Origin of the sequence: Microbacterium sp. SGAir0570 (assembly GCF_005491085.2) — a bacterium.
Classification (GTDB): Bacteria; Actinomycetota; Actinomycetes; order Actinomycetales; family Microbacteriaceae; genus Microbacterium; species Microbacterium arborescens.
On sequence record NZ_CP027929.1, the window covers coordinates 1,922,195 to 1,938,955 of the forward strand.

General features: G+C 70.0%; 19 protein-coding genes and 1 tRNA gene. 11 read left to right on the forward strand and 9 right to left on the reverse strand.

What is annotated here, in order from left to right; translation table 11 throughout:
* Window positions 1-36 precede the first annotated feature (36 nt).
* From xseA to C1N74_RS09190, 7 genes are read left to right on the forward strand one after another with little or no spacing between them, the layout of a single operon-like run.
* Entirely contained in the window at window positions 37-1,347 is a 1,311-nt protein-coding gene (xseA, locus tag C1N74_RS09160; protein ID WP_137750393.1) for an exodeoxyribonuclease VII large subunit, read from the forward strand.
* 10 nt (window positions 1,348-1,357) lie between these two features.
* The gene (locus C1N74_RS09165) at window positions 1,358-1,591 is read left to right on the forward strand and encodes an exodeoxyribonuclease VII small subunit (protein WP_023950420.1); all 234 of its coding nucleotides are present in this window, start codon (window positions 1,358-1,360) and stop codon (window positions 1,589-1,591) included.
* Complete coding sequence (locus C1N74_RS09170; RefSeq protein WP_023950418.1) at window positions 1,591-2,232, forward strand: DUF4245 family protein; 642 nt, start codon at window positions 1,591-1,593, stop codon at window positions 2,230-2,232. The genes C1N74_RS09165 and C1N74_RS09170 overlap by 1 nt, the downstream gene beginning before the upstream one ends.
* A complete protein-coding gene (locus tag C1N74_RS09175) occupies window positions 2,229-2,906 on the forward strand; it encodes a carbonic anhydrase (protein ID WP_036304560.1) in 678 nt (225 codons plus the stop codon). The genes C1N74_RS09170 and C1N74_RS09175 overlap by 4 nt, the downstream gene beginning before the upstream one ends.
* Before the next feature lie 29 nt (window positions 2,907-2,935).
* Entirely contained in the window at window positions 2,936-4,330 is a 1,395-nt protein-coding gene (locus tag C1N74_RS09180; RefSeq protein WP_023950414.1) for an aspartate ammonia-lyase, read from the forward strand.
* A gap of 10 nt (window positions 4,331-4,340) precedes the next feature.
* Complete coding sequence (locus tag C1N74_RS09185) at window positions 4,341-5,315, forward strand: cell wall metabolism sensor histidine kinase WalK (RefSeq protein WP_258317902.1); 975 nt, start codon at window positions 4,341-4,343, stop codon at window positions 5,313-5,315.
* Complete coding sequence (locus C1N74_RS09190) at window positions 5,312-5,965, forward strand: response regulator transcription factor (RefSeq protein ID WP_023950411.1); 654 nt, start codon at window positions 5,312-5,314, stop codon at window positions 5,963-5,965. Before C1N74_RS09185 ends, C1N74_RS09190 begins: the two co-directional genes overlap by 4 nt.
* A 39-nt stretch (window positions 5,966-6,004) precedes the next feature.
* On the opposite strand, the gene C1N74_RS09195 is transcribed toward C1N74_RS09190, so the two are convergent.
* Window positions 6,005-7,360: a PhoH family protein gene (locus C1N74_RS09195; protein ID WP_375538042.1), complete on the reverse strand. Its 1,356-nt coding sequence runs from the start codon at window positions 7,358-7,360 to the stop codon at window positions 6,005-6,007.
* A gap of 192 nt (window positions 7,361-7,552) precedes the next feature.
* On the reverse strand, window positions 7,553-8,329 hold the full coding sequence (locus tag C1N74_RS09200) for an isoprenyl transferase (RefSeq protein ID WP_023950409.1): 777 nt from the start codon (window positions 8,327-8,329) through the stop codon (window positions 7,553-7,555).
* A 96-nt stretch (window positions 8,330-8,425) separates the two neighbouring features.
* Here C1N74_RS09200 and C1N74_RS09205 point away from each other — a divergent pair, with 96 nt between their 5' ends.
* On the forward strand, window positions 8,426-9,118 hold the full coding sequence (locus C1N74_RS09205) for a hemolysin III family protein (protein WP_023950408.1): 693 nt from the start codon (window positions 8,426-8,428) through the stop codon (window positions 9,116-9,118).
* A 15-nt stretch (window positions 9,119-9,133) separates the two neighbouring features.
* On the opposite strand, the gene C1N74_RS09210 is transcribed toward C1N74_RS09205, so the two are convergent.
* The gene (locus tag C1N74_RS09210; protein ID WP_023950407.1) at window positions 9,134-9,379 is read right to left on the reverse strand and encodes a hypothetical protein; all 246 of its coding nucleotides are present in this window, start codon (window positions 9,377-9,379) and stop codon (window positions 9,134-9,136) included.
* A gap of 80 nt (window positions 9,380-9,459) precedes the next feature.
* Here C1N74_RS09210 and C1N74_RS09215 point away from each other — a divergent pair, with 80 nt between their 5' ends.
* Both C1N74_RS09215 and greA read left to right on the forward strand, forming a co-directional pair.
* Window positions 9,460-9,855 (forward strand): DUF4307 domain-containing protein, encoded by a 396-nt coding sequence (locus C1N74_RS09215; protein WP_137750394.1) that lies wholly within the window; start codon window positions 9,460-9,462, stop codon window positions 9,853-9,855.
* A gap of 84 nt (window positions 9,856-9,939) precedes the next feature.
* Window positions 9,940-10,431: a transcription elongation factor GreA gene (gene greA / locus C1N74_RS09220; RefSeq protein ID WP_023950404.1), complete on the forward strand. Its 492-nt coding sequence runs from the start codon at window positions 9,940-9,942 to the stop codon at window positions 10,429-10,431.
* 25 nt (window positions 10,432-10,456) lie between these two features.
* Here greA and ilvA read toward each other — a convergent pair whose 3' ends face one another.
* The 4 genes from ilvA to C1N74_RS09240 form a co-directional block, all read right to left on the reverse strand.
* Window positions 10,457-11,683, reverse strand: coding sequence for a threonine ammonia-lyase (gene ilvA, locus C1N74_RS09225; RefSeq protein WP_137750395.1), 1,227 nt, complete (start codon window positions 11,681-11,683; stop codon window positions 10,457-10,459).
* Window positions 11,680-12,861: an AI-2E family transporter gene (locus C1N74_RS09230; RefSeq protein WP_064956485.1), complete on the reverse strand. Its 1,182-nt coding sequence runs from the start codon at window positions 12,859-12,861 to the stop codon at window positions 11,680-11,682. Before C1N74_RS09230 ends, ilvA begins: the two co-directional genes overlap by 4 nt.
* Window positions 12,862-12,925: 64 nt before the next feature.
* Complete coding sequence (locus tag C1N74_RS09235) at window positions 12,926-13,492, reverse strand: LemA family protein (protein ID WP_023950398.1); 567 nt, start codon at window positions 13,490-13,492, stop codon at window positions 12,926-12,928.
* A gap of 78 nt (window positions 13,493-13,570) precedes the next feature.
* The gene (locus tag C1N74_RS09240; protein WP_071918022.1) at window positions 13,571-14,050 is read right to left on the reverse strand and encodes a MarR family winged helix-turn-helix transcriptional regulator; all 480 of its coding nucleotides are present in this window, start codon (window positions 14,048-14,050) and stop codon (window positions 13,571-13,573) included.
* Between the two features lie 41 nt (window positions 14,051-14,091).
* On the opposite strand from C1N74_RS09240, the gene C1N74_RS09245 reads away from it, so the two are divergent.
* A complete protein-coding gene (locus tag C1N74_RS09245) occupies window positions 14,092-15,000 on the forward strand; it encodes an EamA family transporter (RefSeq protein WP_137751002.1) in 909 nt (302 codons plus the stop codon).
* On the opposite strand, the gene C1N74_RS09250 is transcribed toward C1N74_RS09245, so the two are convergent.
* A tRNA-Leu gene (locus C1N74_RS09250) sits at window positions 14,960-15,032 on the reverse strand. The genes C1N74_RS09245 and C1N74_RS09250 overlap by 41 nt on opposite strands.
* Before the next feature lie 251 nt (window positions 15,033-15,283).
* Window positions 15,284-16,720, reverse strand: a complete 1,437-nt coding sequence (locus C1N74_RS09255; protein WP_036304558.1) for an NAD(P)/FAD-dependent oxidoreductase — start codon at window positions 16,718-16,720, stop codon at window positions 15,284-15,286.
* Window positions 16,721-16,761 lie beyond the last annotated feature (41 nt).

The window sequence follows — 16,761 nt, forward strand, 5'->3', positions numbered from 1 at the left end:
CCTGTCGGCCGCTCGGAACCGGCCGTGAGGAGCCCCATGCCGTCGTTCGAGACCGCGCCCGATCAGACGCCGCCGCCGGATGCCGTCCACCCCCGCGACTCCTCACCGCAGACGCCGACCTCGATCTCGCGGCTCAACGAGACCATCCGCGACTTCGTGCAGCGATGGAACGCCGTGTGGGTCGAGGGCGAGATCACGTCGTGGAACCTCCGCGGCGGTCATGTCTTCGGCCGTTTGAAGGATGCCGAGGCAGATGCCGCGCTGTCGTTCCGCCTCTGGTCGAGCACGCTGCAGCGGCTCGGCGCGAGCCCCCAGGTCGGCGATCGCGTCGTCGCGTGCGTCAAGAGCGACTACTTCGTGAAGTCCGGCGACTTCTCCTTCACCGTGTCGGCCATGCGCCCGACCGGCCTCGGCGATCAGCTCGTCCAGCTCGAGCGTCTGCGCGCGAAGCTGCGGTCGGAAGGGCTGTTCGACCCTTCGCGCAAGAAGACCCTGCCGTTCCTCCCCCACACGATCGGACTGATCACGGGTGAGCGCAGCGACGCCGAGCGCGACGTGCACCGCAACGCCGAGCTGCGCTGGCCCCATGTCTCCTTCCGCACCGTCCACGCGGCGGTGCAGGGCGACCGGTGCGTGCCCGAGACCATCGCGGCGCTGCGCACCCTCGACGCCGACCCCGAAGTCGACGTGATCGTCATCGCGCGCGGCGGCGGCGACCCGCAGACGCTCCTCGGCTTCAGCGACGAGCGGCTGCTGCGCGCCGTGGCCGCGGCGACCACCCCCGTGGTCTCGGCGATCGGACACGAGAACGACCATCCGCTCCTCGACGACGTCGCCGATCTTCGCGCCTCGACGCCGACGGACGCCGCCAAGCGGGTCGTGCCCGACGTCGCGGAGCAGCGCGCGCTCGTCGAGCAGCTGCGCAGCCGCGCCCGCACGCGACTGACCCAGCGCGTCTCGCACGATCTCGCGCAGCTCGAGCAGCTGCGATCGCGGCCGGTGCTGCGCTATCCGGAATCGCTCATGACGACCCGTGCGCACGAACTCCACGTCCTCACGGCGCGCGGTCGCGACGTCGTGACGCGCCGCATGGACGCCGCGGGACACGAGGTGTCCCGTCTCCGCGCGACTCTGCGCGCGCTCTCCCCGGGAGCGACCCTCGACCGCGGCTACGCGATCGCCCATCTCGACGAGGGAGTGATCATCCGCGACGCGGAGCAGGCGCCGCCGGGCTCGCAGGTCACCGTCACCGTCGGTCGCGGCGCTTTCGCGGCGCGGTCCGAGGGCGTCGTCGACGATGGGGCCGCGCCAGCGGAGGCGGCGGGCTCACCGGCGGACCCGTCCTAGAATGGCTGACATGACTCCGCCGGCCGAAGGGCTCTCCGCCGACGTCGAGACCCTCAGCTTCGAACAGGCGCGCGACGAGCTGGTCCGCGTCGTGGCCGAGCTCGAACAGGGGGCGCCGACCCTCGAGCAGTCGCTCGCCCTGTGGACGCGCGGCGAGCAGCTCGCAGCTCGGTGCGAGGAATGGCTGCTCGGCGCCAAGCGCCGGCTCGACGAAGCGCGCGCCACGCGCGCGGACGACGCGTGATGGCCAAGGGGCCTCGCGTCGTCGCCGAGCTGGGGCGGCCCGAGACACCCGACGAGACAGCGGCGCGGAAGGCCGCGTCGTCACAGGTCTACCGCTCGAGCCAGAACGTCCGGAACCTGCTCGCGGCGCTCATCGTCACGGTCGCCGTCGTGGCGGTGATCGTCTTCGCGGTGCCGCGCGGCTCGGTCCCCGAGCAGCCCGGCATCGACGTCGCTGCGGTCGCGGCCGACGTCGGCTCGGGCATCGGCCGCGAGCTCGTGGCTCCCGAGGTCCCCGAGTCGTGGCGCGTGAACAAGGCGGAGCTCGCCGGCGACGACGTCCAGACCTGGGAGATCGTCTACGCGCCCGCCAGCGGGTACGTCAACGTGCAGCAGGCGTTCGACGCCGACGCCGGCTGGGCATCGCGGCAGATCAGCGGCGCGCGCACGACCTCGACCGAGACCATCGACGGTGTGTCGTGGGAGGTCTTCGAGATCCCCGACCCTGCGCGCGCCGGGAATATCTCCTACGCCCTGACGACGCAGGCGGGAGCCGACACCATCCTCGTCTACGGCGGCGGGGCCATCGACGCCGAGACCGTCCGCACCGCTGCGCGCGGCCTCGCGACCCAGATCGTCGAACTGCAGGAGGAGACACCATGACGTCGACCGCGGCCGCTCCGGCATCCCCCACGCCCCAGGAGGCCTGGGACGAGATGCGCGCGGGCAACATCCGATTCGTCGAGGGCGCCCCGCGTCACCCCCGGCAGGACGTCGAGCGACGCCACGAGATCGCCGGCTCGCAGACTCCGCGCGCCGCGCTCTTCGGCTGCTCCGACTCGCGCCTCGCGGCCGAGATCATCTTCGACGAGGGCCTCGGCGACCTCTTCGTGATCCGCAACGCCGGCCAGGTCATCTCCGACTCCGTCGTCGGCAGCCTCGAGTACGCCGTCGCGGTGTTGAACGTGCCGCTGATCGTCGTCCTCGCCCACGACGCCTGCGGCGCGGTGCGTGCCGCGATCGACAGCACCGGCATCGACGCTCCCCCGCTGCCGCCGCTCATCTGGCGTCAGATCTCCCCCATCGTGCCCGCCGTGCGCCGCGTCCTGCGGGCCGGAGCCGACGCCGGCGTGACGCCCGAGACCGTCGACCCCGAGGTCGTGGGTCGCGAGCACCTGCGCGACACCGTCGGCCAGCTCCTCCACGCGTCCGAGCTCATCAGCACGGCCGTCGCCGAGGGGCGACTGGCGATCATCGGAGCGAACTACCGCCTCGGCGAGGGCGCCGCCGAAGCCTCCATCATCCTCGGCGACGTCCACGACGACGCCGCATCCTGACGACATCACACCGAGAGAGGAACAACGACGTGACCGACATCGAGTACCGCATCGAGCACGACACCATGGGAGAGGTCCGCGTCCCGAAGGACGCCCTCTACGCCGCGCAGACCCAGCGCGCGGTCGAGAACTTCCCGATCTCGGGCTCGGGGCTCGAGTCGAGCCAGATCGCCGCTCTCGCACGGATCAAGAAGGCCGCGGCGCTCGCCAACAAGGAGCTCGGCACGCTCGACCCCGCCATCGCGGACGCGATCGCCGGAGCAGCGGATGAGGTCGTCACGGGCCGCTACGACGCGCACTTCCCCGTCGACACGTACCAGACCGGTTCCGGCACCTCGTCGAACATGAACATGAACGAAGTGCTCGCAACCCTCGCGACCCGCGCGCTCGGCAGCACGGTGCACCCGAACGACCACGTCAACGCGTCCCAGTCCTCCAACGACGTCTTCCCGACGTCGGTGCACATCGCCGTGACCCAGGCGCTCATCGACGACCTCATCCCCTCCCTCGACCACCTCGCGGTCGCTTTCGAGACGAAGGCCGAGGAGTGGAAGGACGTCGTGAAGTCCGGTCGCACGCACCTCATGGATGCCACGCCGGTGACCCTCGGTCAGGAGTTCGGCGGCTACGCGCGCCAGATGCGGCTCGGCATCGAGCGCGTTCAGGCCGTGCTGCCGCGCGTCGGCGAGGTCCCCCTCGGCGGCACCGCCGTCGGGACGGGCATCAACACGCCCCTCGGCTTCCCGCAGAAGGTCATCGAGCTGCTGGCGGCCGAGACCGAACTGCCGATCACCGAGGCGAAGGACCACTTCGAGGCCCAGGCCAACCGAGACGGCCTCGTCGAGGCGTCCGGCGCACTGCGCACCATCGCCGTGTCGCTGACGAAGATCAACAACGACATCCGCTGGATGGGCTCGGGCCCGAACACCGGCCTCGGCGAGCTGCACATCCCCGACCTGCAGCCCGGGTCGTCGATCATGCCCGGCAAGGTCAACCCCGTCGTGCCCGAGGCGGTGCTGATGGTCTCCGCCCGGGTGATCGGAAACGACGCCACGGTCGCGTGGGCCGGAGCATCCGGCTCGTTCGAGCTGAACGTCGCCATCCCGGTGATGGGCACCGCGCTGCTCGAGTCGATCCGCCTTCTCTCGAACGCCGTGCGCGTACTGGCCGACAAGACGGTGGCCGGCCTGGAGGCCAACGTCGAGCGCGCCGCCGCATTCGCGGGCATGTCGCCGTCGATCGTCACCCCGCTGAACAAGCTCATCGGATACGAGGCTGCCGCGAAGATCGCCAAGCACTCCGTCGCCAAGGGCATCACGGTCCGTGAGGCCGTGCTCGACCTGGGCTACGTCGAGCGGGGCGAGCTGACCGAGGCGCAGCTCGACGAGAAGCTCGACCTGCTGTCGATGACGCACCCTGGTTGATAATCGGAGGGTGAACCCGTCGCGGTCGGAAGCCCGGCGCGCACGCATCCTGGGGATCGTCCTGGTGATCGTGTGCGCCGGCTTCGTCGTCGCCGCGATCGGTTCGCTGCTGGTCTTCCTCCTGCTCGGAGCAGAGCTCCCCTGGGCAGCGGTCCTCGTGTTCGCCGCCGTCGGCGTCGGCACCCTCGTCACGTTGTGGCTCGTGGGCTGGCCTCTCCTGGCCACCCCGCCGCGCGAGGCGGCGGCGCAGGACGCCTTCGATGCGGCGGTCGAGTCGCAGCGACGGCTGCTCGACGACGTTCGCCACGAGCTCAAGACGCCGATCGCCATCGTGCGGGGGCACCTCGAGCTCGTCGACGCGACCGACCCCGCGGATGTCGACACCGTGCGCGAGATCGCGATCGGCGAGCTCGACCGGATGACGCGCCTCATCGGCGACATCGACCTGCTCGCCTCGGTCGAGGGAGAGCGTTTCGCCATGGACGAGGTCGACATCGAGGGCCTCACTCAGCGGGTGGTCGACCTCGTCACCGTTATCCCCGGCCACGAATGGGCGGTGGAGGCCACGGAGCGCGGCATCATCCACGGCGACGCCGACCGCCTGCTGCAGGCGTGGCTTCAGCTTGCCGACAACGCCGCGAAGCACACCCCGGCCGGCACGGCCATCGAGCTCGGCAGCGGCGTCTACGCCGGAGCCTTCCACCTCTGGGTGCGCGACCACGGCCCCGGCATCCCGCCGGCGGCCCGCCACCGCATCTTCCGCCGATTCGACCGCGGCGGCCGTCGCCGATCGGCGGGCGGCTCGGGGCTCGGCCTCGCGATCGTCGACGCGATCGCCAAGGGCCACGGCGGATCCTGCGCCGTCACCGACACCGCCGGCGGCGGCGCGACCTTCACCATCACGATTCCGCTCCGTTCGAGCCTGCGTCTTCCGGCGCCGGTGAGGGCGGGAGAAGTCGTCCTGCAGCGCAAGGAGATCGGATGACCCGCATCCTGCTCGTCGACGACGAGCCCCACATCATCGCCCTCCTCGAGCGCGCGCTGCGCACCGACGGGCTCGAATCCCTCGTCGCCGAGGACGGCGAGACGGCGCTCGAGCTGTTCGAGACGGAGCAGGTCGACCTGATCATCCTCGACGTGGGGCTCCCCGGCATCGATGGCTTCGACGTGCTGCGCCGCATCCGGGCGTCGGGCTCGGCGGTACCCGTCATCATGCTGACCGCGCGCAGCGGCACGAACGACACGGTCGAGGGGCTGGATGCCGGTGCGAGCGACTACGTGCCGAAGCCGTTCGTGGTCGCCGAGCTCCTCGCTCGTGTGCGTTCGCGACTGCGCGAGAGCGCGGGCCCGGCCACCGTCATAACCCGCGACGGGGTCAGTCTCGACATGCTGACCCGCCGCGCGACGGTCGATGGTCGGGACATCGACCTGTCGGCGCGCGAGTTCGCCCTCGCGGAGCAGTTCCTCCGCCATGCCGGGGAGGTCCTCAGCCGCGAGACGCTGCTCAGCCGCGTCTGGGAGCTCGACTTCGACCCGGGCTCCAACGTCGTCGACGTGTACGTTCGCTATCTGCGCGGCAAGGTCGGCGCATCGCGCATCGTGACGGTGCGCGGCGAGGGCTACCGCTGGGAGTGAGGCCGGCCCCGGTCTTCCCGAGGCCGGCCCCATCCGGGATTAGCTGAGTTCGCCCGCCTCGAGAAGATCGGTCACGAGCGCAGCGATCGCCGAACGCTCCGACCGCATGAGCGTCACGTGCCCGAACAGGTCGTGTCCCTTGAGCGTCTCGATGACTGAGGCGATGCCGTCGTGGCGTCCCACCCGCAGGTTGTCGCGCTGCCCGACATCGTGGGTGAGCACGACACGCGAGTTCTGACCGATGCGGCTCAGCACCGTCAGCAGCACGTTGCGCTCGAGCGACTGGGCCTCGTCGACGATGACGAACGCGTCGTGGAGCGAGCGGCCCCGGATGTGGGTGAGCGGCAGCACCTCGAGCAGCCCGCGCGCGATGATCTCCTCGACGACGTTCGCGGAGACGACCGACCCGAGCGTGTCGAAGATGGCCTGGCCCCAGGGATTCATCTTCTCCTGGGCGTCGCCGGGAAGATACCCGAGCTCCTGCCCGCCGACGGCGAAGAGGGGGCGGAACACGATGATCTTGCGCTGCTGCTGCCGCTCGAGCACCGATTCCAGGGCCGCGCACAGCGCGAGGGCGGACTTGCCGGTCCCGGCTCGGCCGCCGAGCGAGACGATGCCGACCTCGGGGTCGAGCAGGAGGTCTATCGCGATCCGCTGCTCGGCCGAACGTCCGTGCAGCCCGAAGACGTCGCGGTCGCCCCGTACGAGGCGGAACGAGCCCGGGCCCGTCACCCGCCCGAGCGCGGAGCCGCGCTCGGAGTGGATCACGAGTCCGGTGTTCACGGGCACCCCGCGCACCTCGTCGCTCGTGGCGACCTCGCTCTCGTAGAGGTCGCTCATCTCGTCACCGGAGAGATCGATGCTGGCGATCCCGGTCCATCCGGAGTCCACGGCCTGCTCGGCGAGATACTCCTCGGCGCTGATGCCGAGCGAGGCCGCCTTGACGCGCATGGGCAGGTCCTTCGACACCACCGTGACGGGCTGACCCTCCTGAGCGAGGTGCATGGCGACGGCGAGGATGCGGGTGTCGCTGTCGCCCAGCCGCATTCCCGCCGGAAGCACCGAGGGGTCGGTGTTCGTCAGCTCGACGCGCAATGTGCCGCCTTCACCGACCGGCACCGGGAAGTCGAGACGGCCGTGCTCGACCCGCAGGTCGTCGAGGTGACGCAGCGCCTGGCGCGCGAAGTACCCGATCTCGGGATCGTGACGCTTTCCCTCGAGTTCGGTGACGACCACGACGGGGACGACCACCGAATGCTCGGCAAAACGGAACAACGCTCGCGGATCGCTCAGCAGGACCGACGTGTCCAGCACGTAGGTGCGCAGCTCCTGATCGAGCTCCTCACCTCCGCCGTGGATGACGCGACGCTGCTGCTCTGTTGCTCGTGCGGCCACAACCCACTCCCCGCCTCGGGTGTCTCACCCGATTCACACGAGTCGACCAGGGGTCACGAGTCGTGAGAAGGCCGACTCGAACGGGCGCCGTGCCCGTTGCGACGACAGTACGGCGGCCGACCTGCGCGCCGCCAGCGCGACACGCCCGCGAACATTTCGCGACGGTGAACTCTGCGTTGCGGACCAGGCGCGTCAGCCACCGAAGCGGCGGTCGCGCGTCGCGAAGTCGCGGATTGCGCGCAGGAAGTCCACTTCGCGAAGGTCCGGACCGAGCGCCTCGACGAAGTAGAACTCGCTGTGGGCCGACTGCCACAGCAGGAAGTCGCTCAGGCGTTGTTCACCCGATGTGCGGATGACGAGATCGGGGTCGGCCTGCCCACCGGTGTAGAGGTGCTCGCCGATCTGCTCGGGCGTCAGACTCTCCGCGAGCTCCTCCATCGATCCGCCCCGCTCGTGGTGGCTCGTGATGATGCTGCGCACGGCGTCGACGATCTCGCCCCGCCCGCCGTATCCCACCGCCAGGTTGACGTGCAGACCGGTGTTGTCCCGGGTGCGGTCCTCGGCCTTGGCGAGAACGCGGGCGAGGTCCTCGGGCAGCTGCGCCGCACGGCCCACGTGCTGCACGCGCCAGCCCGGCTCGCTCGAGAGCGTCTCGGCCAGCTCCGCGATGATCTCGAGCAGGTCGGCGAGTTCACGCGAGTCGCGCTTGGCGAGGTTGTCGTGGGAGAGCAGGTAGAGCGACACGACGCGGATGCCGAGCTCGTCGCACCACCGCAGGAACTCGTACATTTTCGCCGCCCCGGCGCGGTGCCCCTCCGCAGGAGTCGGGTAGCCCGCCTGGCGCGCCCACCGGCGATTGCCGTCGATCATCATGGCGACGTGATGCGGAACGGTCTCCGGCGTCAGGTGCCGGCGCAGCCGGGACGCATACAGGCGATAGAGGGGTCCTCGTCCGCGGTTCGCAGCCACTCCCCTACGTTACTCCCCGCCCTCATGTGAACGCTGGCATATGGCGACGCGTACTCTCGTAATGTGACCCGACCCGCACCCGATGAGGGCGTCGAGATGCCCCAGCTCCCCCTGTTGGACGCCGCTGCTGCGAGCGCTCAGATCGAGCTGCGCCCGTCGTGGCGGGGCTGGATCCACGCCGGAACCTTCCCCGTGGCGATCGCCGCCGGCATCGTTCTGATCGTCCTCGCACAGGGCGCGCCGGCCAAGTGGGCGAGCGCCGTGTTCATGACCACCTCGCTGCTTCTGTTCGGCAACTCGGCGCTCTATCACCGCTTCGACTGGAAGCCGCGCACCAAGGCGATCCTCAAGCGGATCGACCACGCGAACATCCTGCTTCTGATCGCCGGAACCTACACGCCGTTGGCGGTGCTGGCGCTTCCCACCGAGCAGACCGTGCTGCTGCTGTCACTGGTGTGGGGAGGCGCGATCGCGGGGATATTCTTCCGCGTGTTCTGGATACACGCGCCGCGCTGGCTCTACGTCGCGCTGTACCTCGCACTGGGCTGGGCCGCCGTGATGTACATCGTGCCTCTGTTCCAGGCCAACGCCGCCATGATGATCCTCGTGATCGTCGGCGGTCTGCTCTACAGCGGCGGCGCCGTGGTCTACGCGCTGAAGAAGCCGAACCCCTGGCCGGGACACTTCGGATTCCACGAGATCTTCCACGTGTGCACGGTCCTGGCGTTCCTCTGCCACTGGACGGCGTGCCTGCTCATCGCGCTCCAGCCCGCATACCACGCGGGTTGAGGCCGGCGCCCGGGGTCAGCGGGTGTCGGCGTCCTGCTCGCCGCGAGCGGCGGCATCCTCCTCGTCGAGCTGCTCGCGCACCTCGGCGCGGTACCGGCCGCGCCGGACCCGTCGCAGCATGTCGAGCAGCAGGAGCACCACCGCGATCGTCAGGATCACGATCGCTCCGAAGCCCCACGGACCGGGGGTGACCGACGTGGGGTCGACCGTGATCTCGGGGATCGGAGTCGCCGCCGATGTGAGCCACAGGAGGGAGTTCATGGTTCCTCGATCTGCGCGAGAAGCGCTTAGCCTGGAAACACCAGCCTAATCCCGTCAGAACCCCCTCGGAGACCGCCACCATGACGACGCAGCTCAAGCTCGACCAGCGCTACGGTCGGACGCGCGAGAAGCGTTCCCGCCGCATCCTGATCGCCGTCGCGGGCGTCCTCGGCGCGGGCATCCTCGGACTCGTGGCGTGGACGACGGTCAGCGGGGCCATCACCTCCGTCGACACCGACGCCACCGGGTTCGAGGTGATCGACGAGCATTCCGTCGTCGTCTCGTTCCAAGTCAGCGGCGCGCGCGACAAGCCGCTCGCCTGTGCGCTCGAGGCGCAGGACACCGAGCACGGCGTGGTCGGCTGGCGCGTCGTGGAATACCCCGCGGCGGACGGCGTCTCGCGAGCTTTCACCGAGACCGTCCCCACCGTCGCCCTCGCGACGAATGGTTTGGTGACCTCCTGCTGGATCCCGTAGTCTAGGCATTTCTTGTGCGCCCCGGTCGGATGCCGGGGCGTTCGCCATAGGCGGCTGTGCGCCGCGCCAGTCCAAGGAGATCACATGTCGAACGACGCTCCCGTCACCTTCCTCACGCAGGACGCCTACGACCGTCTCGTCGCGGAGCTCGAACACCTCTCGACGACGGGCCGCGAAGAGATCGCCAAGCGCATCGAGGCAGCTCGCGAGGAAGGCGACCTGAAGGAGAACGGCGGCTACCACGCCGCCAAGGACGAGCAGGGCAAGCAGGAGGCGCGCATCCGCACGCTCCAGCAGCTGCTCAAGGACGCCACCGTCGGCGAGGCCCCCGAGTCCGACGGCACGGTGCTGTCGGGGACCGTCGTCACCGCGCTCGTCGCGGGCGGCGAGGAGGTCTTCCTGCTCGGCAGCCGCGAGATCGCCGCCGGCTCCGAGCTCGACGTCTACAGCGAGGCCTCACCGCTCGGCGAGGCGATCCTCGGCCTCAAGGAGGGCGACAAGACCTCCTACACCGCGCCCAACGGACGCGAGATCTCCGTCGAGATCGTCAAGGTCGAGACCTACTCGGGTCAGTGACCTCTCGGCTTCGCGCCGGCGTTCGTCAATCGGCGACGACCTTCGGCGCGAAGCCGGCATCCTCGAGGATCGAGATGACCTGAGCGCGATGCTCCTCGCCCCGCGTCTCGACGCTGAGCTGGAGGATGACCTCGCTGATCTGCAGCCCCTGCCCGTGGCGGGTGTGCAGCACCTCGATCACGTTCGCCCCCGCGACCGACAACAGCTCCGAGACGCGTGCGAGCTGGCCGGGACGGTCGGGCAGCGGGATCTGCAGCGTCATGTAGCGTCCGGATGCCGCGAGTCCGTGTGACACCACCCGCTGCAGCAGCAGGGGGTCGATGTTCCCGCCGGAGAGGACCGCGACCGTCGGTCCCGACGCCGCGACCTTGCCCGCGAGGATCGCGGCGACGCCGACGGCGCCCGCCGGCTCGACGACCTGCTTCGCACGCTCGAGGAGCACCAGGAGCGCGCGGGCGATGTCGTCGTCCGAGACGGTCACGACCTCGTCGACGAGCTCGCGGATCACCGCGAACGTCTCGTCACCGGGACGCGCGACCGCGATGCCGTCGGCGATGGTCGGCGTCGTCTCGACCGCCAGCGGCATCCCCGCCGCCAGCGACGAGGGATAGGCGGCGGCGTTCTCGGCCTGAACGCCGATCACGCGCACCCGTCGCCCCTCGGCCGCCGCGCGGCCCTTCACGGCGGCCGCGACACCGGCGATGAGCCCGCCTCCCCCGATGGGAACCAGAAGCGTCTCGATATCGGGCACCTGGTCGACGAGCTCGAGCCCGAGCGTCCCCTGTCCCGTGATGACGTCGGGGTGGTCGAACGGATGGATGAGCACCGCACCCGTCCGCTCCGCGAACTCCGCCGCCAGGCGGAGCGGAGTCTCGACCGTCGCTCCCTCGAGCACGACGTCCGCGCCATAGCCGCGGGTAGCGAGAAGCTTGGGGACGGGAACCCCGAGCGGCATGAAGATCGTCGCCGGGATGCCGAGCTTCTGCGCTGCGAGTGCGACGCCCTGCGCGTGGTTGCCGGCCGAGGCCGCGACCACACCGCGAGCGCGCTCCTCCGCGGTCAGCCGGGAGAGGCGGTAGGTCGCGCCGCGGATCTTGAACGACCCGGTGCGCTGCAGGTTCTCGAGCTTCAGGTGCACGGGCACGCCCAGGAGATCCGAGAGGTGCTCGGAGTACTCCATCGGCGTGCGGGTGACGACGCCGTCGAGCACGGCTGCCGCGGCGTCGAGATCGGCCGGAGTGGGTCCGGTCATGCGTTCTTCCTCCGGTCTCGGGGCACAGTGCTCCAGATCATCTCATCGGGTCGCGGCGCGACCCCGGTCTCCCACGATCGTCGCGAAATGTAGAGCACGACGACGTTGACGAATGCGGCCAGCGGCACGGCGAACAGCGCGCCCGGGATGCCCGCGATCATCGCTCCGCCGGCGACGACGATGACGACGGCGAGCGGATGGACCTTCACAGCCGACCCCATCAGCAACGGCTGCAGGATGTGCCCCTCGAGCTGCTGCACACCGAGCACGATCACGAGCATCCACAGGGCGATCCAGGGGCCGTTGTAGACGAGCGCGAGGAAGACGGCGAGAGCTCCCGTGACAACGGCACCGACGAACGGGATGAACGCTCCGAGGAACACCAGCACCGCGATGGGAGCGGCCAGCGGCACGCCGAGGAACAGCGCGCCCAGGCCGATGCCCGTCGCGTCGATCGTCGCGACGAGCAGCTGCGTGCGGGCGTAGGTCACGACCGTGCGCCATCCGGTGCGACCCGCGCCGTCGACCGCGGGCCGCGCCTGACGCGGGAAGAGGCGGACGACCCAGCGCCAGATGCGACCGCCGTCAGCGAGGATGCACAGCAGGATGAACAGCACCAAGAGCGCGCCGGTGGCCACATGACCCACGGTGGATCCGATCGCGAGGGCGCCCGACCACAGCAGCGAGGCCTGCTGCTCGAGAAAGCCCCAGCCCTGCTTCAACAGGCCGTCGATCTCCGTCGAGGTGAGATGGAGCGGCCCGTCGATGAGGTACTGGCGGAGCTGACCGACCGCTTCGACCGTGCGCGCCTGCACGGACGCCCACTGCCGGCTGATCTGCCAGATCGCGAGCCAGAGCAGACCCGAGATCACGGCGATCGTCGCGAGCACGCTCAGCACGATCGCTGCCCAGCGCGGCACACGGTGCTCGAGCATCCAGAGCAGTCCGGGCCACAGGAGGGCGGCGATGAGGATGGCGATGAGCAGCGGGATGACGAGCAGCTTCAACTGGATGATGATCCAGATGGCCACGCCGGCGGCGGCCGCGACCACGAGCAGCCGCCACGAGTACGCCGTCGCCAGACGCAGGCCGCGAGGAATGCTCGTCGACGTCTCGGTCGCAACGGTCCGGTTGCGCAGGGCGTCGAGGAACGACCGCCCGACCTTGTCGTCGCTCATCCCGTCAGTCTAAGACTCCGGGGCGCGCCCGCCCGACCGCCCGGAGCCGCCTCAGGGCGGGTGCTCAGAACTGGACGCGCGGGGGCTCGGCGATCGCCGCCCCGTTCTCGACCTCGAAGAACTCGCGCTCGGTGAATCCGAGGCTGCGGGCGAACAGGTTGTTGGGGAACACCTTGATCTTCGTGTTCAGCTCGCGCACGCCGCCGTTGTAGAAGCGGCGAGAGGCCTGGATCTTGTCTTCGGTGTCGACGAGCGCCTGCTGCAGCTGGAGGAAGTTCTGACTGGCCTGCAGCTGGGGGTACGCCTCCGCGACCGCGAAGAGCGACTTCAGAGCCTGCTGCACGTGGCCTTCCGCCACGCCCGCCTCGGCGGGTCCGCTCGCCGACAGGATCTCCGCGCGCGCACGGGTGACGTTCTCGAACACCGCCTTCTCGTGAGCGGCATAGCCACGAACCGTGTCGATGAGGTTGGGGAGGAGGTCGGCGCGGCGCTTCAACTGCACCGTGATGTCGCTCCACGCCTCGTCGACACGGACGTTCAGCGCCACGAGCGAGTTGTACGTCGCCCACAGATAGATGCCGACGATGGCAAGCAGCGCGACGACGACGATGACCGGGATCAGCCACTCCATTGCATGTCCCCTCTCTCTGCGACCAGTCTAACCAGCGCGCCTCGGGCCGAATCCGCCGCGCGGCGGAACTCGCAGGTCTTACCCACCGGGGGCGAGTCGGGAGAGCAGCTCGGCGAGCTGCGCCTGCTCGCCGTCCGAGAGCGGCGCGAGCACCGCACGCTCGGTCTCCAGATGGTCCGGGAGCACGCGTTCGACGACGGCGCGACCGTGCGCGGTCAGCCGGACGATCTTGCCACGGCCGTCCGCGGGGTCGGGATGGCGGCTGACGTAGCCGAGGCCCTCGAGTCGGTTCAGCCGCTGTGCGACAGCACTGGAGGTGATCATGGCATCCGCGGCGAGTGCGGCCGGCGTCAGCTCATAGGGCGCCCCCTGCCGGGTCAAGGTCGCGAGGACGTCGAAGGTCGCGGCGTCGATGCCGTGGCTCGCGAAGGTCGCGGCGAGCCGCGCGTCGACGGATGCGGCGGCCCGCCCGAGTCGCCCGATGACAGCCATCGGGCTCACGTCGAGGCCGGGCTTCTCGCGCGCCCATTGTTCGAGGATCCGATCCACATGGTCCATCCCGCGATCCTAGTCGCTAAGCGCTTCGCTATAGTGGCTAAGTGCTTAGCAATCGTGTCGTTCTCGTCGCCCTGACCGCCATCGCCCCCGTCGTCTGGGGAACCACATACCTCACCACGACGACGTTCCTCCCGCCGGGGCATCCGCTGCTGATCGCGACGGTGCGCGCCCTGCCGGCGGGACTGATCCTGCTCCTCGCCGCTCGGCGGCTGCCCACCGGATCGTGGTGGTGGCGTTCCTGGGTTCTCGGCGCCCTGAACTTCACCGCGTTCTTCGGGTGCCTCTTCGTCGCCGCCGACCGGCTTCCCGGAGGTGTCGCCGCCGTCGTCGGCGGCATCCAGCCGCTCCTCGTGGCGGTGCTCGGGTGGCGGATGCTGTCGGAGCGCCTCACCGTCGTCACGGTCGTCGCAGGCGCCGCCGGGGTCGTCGGCGTCGGGCTCATCGTCGCGCCGGGCGGCGCCGACCTCGACCCGGTCGGCATCGCGGCGGCGCTGGGCGGGGCCGTCTCGATGGCTGTCGGGACGGTGCTGACCAAGCTCTGGGGCTCCGGTCAGCCGCCCCTCGCGATGACGGCGTGGCAGCTGGTGACCGGCGGGCTCATGCTCGCGATGCTCACGTTTCTCGTCGAGCCGCTCCCGGACGCGCTCCCCTCGGTGAGCGAGCTGGGCGCCTACGCATACCTCACGCTCATCGGCACCGCCCTCGCCTACGTGCTGTGGTTCCGGGGCGTGCGATCGCTGCCGACGCGCCTGCCCGCCTTCGTCGGACTGCTGAGCCCCGTCGTGGCCGTGCTGCTCGGGCTGATCGTCGCGGGAGAGACCCTGAGCGCGCTGCAAGCCATCGGCTTGGTGGCGGTGCTCGCATCGGTCACCGCTGCTGTGGCGCAGCCGCGCCCGAAAGCGACACCCGTACCCCCGGTGGGACTCGAACCCACACTGAAGCGATTTTAAGTCGCCTGCCTCTGCCATTGGGCTACGGGGGCCCGCCCCCACGTTACCGGCCCGCGCCACCCCCCTCGCCTGACAGCTCGCGCCCACTCACAACCCGCGAAGGGGCGCAACCTGCCTACCCAACCCGCAGCCGGCCCCACACCACCCCCTCACCTGGCAGCACACGCCCACTCACAACCCGCGAGGGGGCGCGAGCTGCCAACCCAACCCGCAGCCGGCCCCTGAGCAGAAGCGATGAGGCCCCCGTCACCGTGCGGTGCGGGGGCCTCATGGCAGCTGGGTGTCAGCTCGCGTTGACCTTGTTGTCCTTCTCGGCCGGGGCCACCGCTGCGGCGCCCTCGTCCTTCGCCACGCTCTTGGGGTCGATCGGCGGCTGCGGGTTCTCCGCGGCCGGCTGGGCGGGGCGCGGACGCGCGGCGAACTCCTCGAACGCGGCGCGCGGGGTGAGCGTGCCCTGGAGCGCGACGTTGTCGCGACCGAGCCAGAAGTTCATCCACCAGTCGCCGACGACGCGCCACTTGCGCTCCCACGAGGGCATCGCGAGGCCGTGGTAGCCGCGGTGCGCGACCCAGGCGAAGAAGCCCTTGATCGCGATCTTGCCCGACTGGAACACGCCGTTGCCGAGGCCGAGACCTGCGACGGCACCGAGGTTCTTGTGGAAGTACTCGCGCGGCGTCTCACCACGGAGCACCGCGACGAGGTTCTTCGCGAGCAGCTTCGCCTGACGGACCGCGTGCTGCGCGTTGGGAACGCAGTACCCGCCGACACCGCCGCCGCTCAGGTCGGGAACGGCCGAGATGTCGCCGGCGGCCCAGGCGCCCTCGACGATCTCCTCGGGCGTGCCCACGCGGAGGTCGGCGCGCGTGCGGATGCGACCGCGCTCCTCGACGGGCAGGTCGCTGCCGCGGACGACGGTCGGGTTAGCCATCACACCGGCGGTCCAGATGATCACGTCGGTCGGGATGACCTCGCCGGTCGACAGGGCGACATTGCCGCCCTCGGCGCCCTGAACCTGCGTGTCGAGGTGCACGTTGGCACCCTTCTTCGCGAGGTCCTTCAGCACCCACTGGCTCGTCTCGAGCGAGACCTCCGGCATGATGCGGCCCATGGCCTCGATGAGGTGAAAGTGCGTGTCCTCGAAGCGCAGCTGGGGGTAGCTCTTCAGCAGCGACGACGCCATCGCACGCAGCTCGGCGAAGACCTCGATGCCCGCGAAGCCGCCGCCGACGACGACGACGGTCAGCAGACGGTCACGCTCGGGACCGGCCGGCAGGTTCGCCGCGCGGTCGAAGTTGGTGAGGATGCGGTCGCGGATCGCCATGGCCTCTTCGACCGTCTTCAGGCCGATCGCGTTGTCGGCGATGCCCGGGATCGGGAAGGTGCGCGAGACGGCGCCGGCGGTCACGACGATCTGGTCGTAGCGGTGCTCCCACGGCTCGCCCTCAGCGGGCGTGATCGTGGCGACCTTGTTCGCGTGGTCGATCTTCGTGACCTTAGCGTTGACGACGTTCGTCCGCTTGAGGTGACGGCGGAGACCCACGACGACGTGGCGGCCCTCGATCTCACCGGCGGCCACCTCGGGGAGGAACGGCTGGTAGGTCATGTACGGCAGCGGGTCGACGATGGTGACCTCGGCCTCACCCTTGCGGAGGTGCTTCTCGAGCTTCCACGCAGTGTAGAAGCCGGCGTAGCCGCCACCGACGACGAGGATCTGGGGCACAGATGTGGACACGTTCGGAAGAACTCCTTGATCGGGGGCTC

Excerpts from the sequence above, each read along its gene's own strand:
- C1N74_RS09215 (WP_137750394.1), top strand. The coding sequence starts at position 9,460 with ATGACGACGCAGCTCAAGCTCGACCAGCGCTACGGTCGGACGCGCGAG.
- C1N74_RS09205 (WP_023950408.1), top strand. The coding sequence starts at position 8,426 with ATGCCCCAGCTCCCCCTGTTGGACGCCGCTGCTGCGAGCGCTCAGATC.
- C1N74_RS09175 (WP_036304560.1), top strand. The coding sequence starts at position 2,229 with ATGACGTCGACCGCGGCCGCTCCGGCATCCCCCACGCCCCAGGAGGCC.
- C1N74_RS09235 (WP_023950398.1), bottom strand. The coding sequence starts at position 13,492 with ATGGAGTGGCTGATCCCGGTCATCGTCGTCGTCGCGCTGCTTGCCATC.
- greA (WP_023950404.1), top strand. The coding sequence starts at position 9,940 with ATGTCGAACGACGCTCCCGTCACCTTCCTCACGCAGGACGCCTACGAC.
- xseA (WP_137750393.1), top strand. The coding sequence starts at position 37 with ATGCCGTCGTTCGAGACCGCGCCCGATCAGACGCCGCCGCCGGATGCC.
- ilvA (WP_137750395.1), bottom strand. The coding sequence starts at position 11,683 with ATGACCGGACCCACTCCGGCCGATCTCGACGCCGCGGCAGCCGTGCTC.
- C1N74_RS09170 (WP_023950418.1), top strand. The coding sequence starts at position 1,591 with ATGGCCAAGGGGCCTCGCGTCGTCGCCGAGCTGGGGCGGCCCGAGACA.
- C1N74_RS09165 (WP_023950420.1), top strand. The coding sequence starts at position 1,358 with ATGACTCCGCCGGCCGAAGGGCTCTCCGCCGACGTCGAGACCCTCAGC.
- C1N74_RS09210 (WP_023950407.1), bottom strand. The coding sequence starts at position 9,379 with ATGAACTCCCTCCTGTGGCTCACATCGGCGGCGACTCCGATCCCCGAG.
- C1N74_RS09190 (WP_023950411.1), top strand. The coding sequence starts at position 5,312 with ATGACCCGCATCCTGCTCGTCGACGACGAGCCCCACATCATCGCCCTC.
- C1N74_RS09230 (WP_064956485.1), bottom strand. The coding sequence starts at position 12,861 with ATGAGCGACGACAAGGTCGGGCGGTCGTTCCTCGACGCCCTGCGCAAC.
- C1N74_RS09240 (WP_071918022.1), bottom strand. The coding sequence starts at position 14,050 with ATGGACCATGTGGATCGGATCCTCGAACAATGGGCGCGCGAGAAGCCC.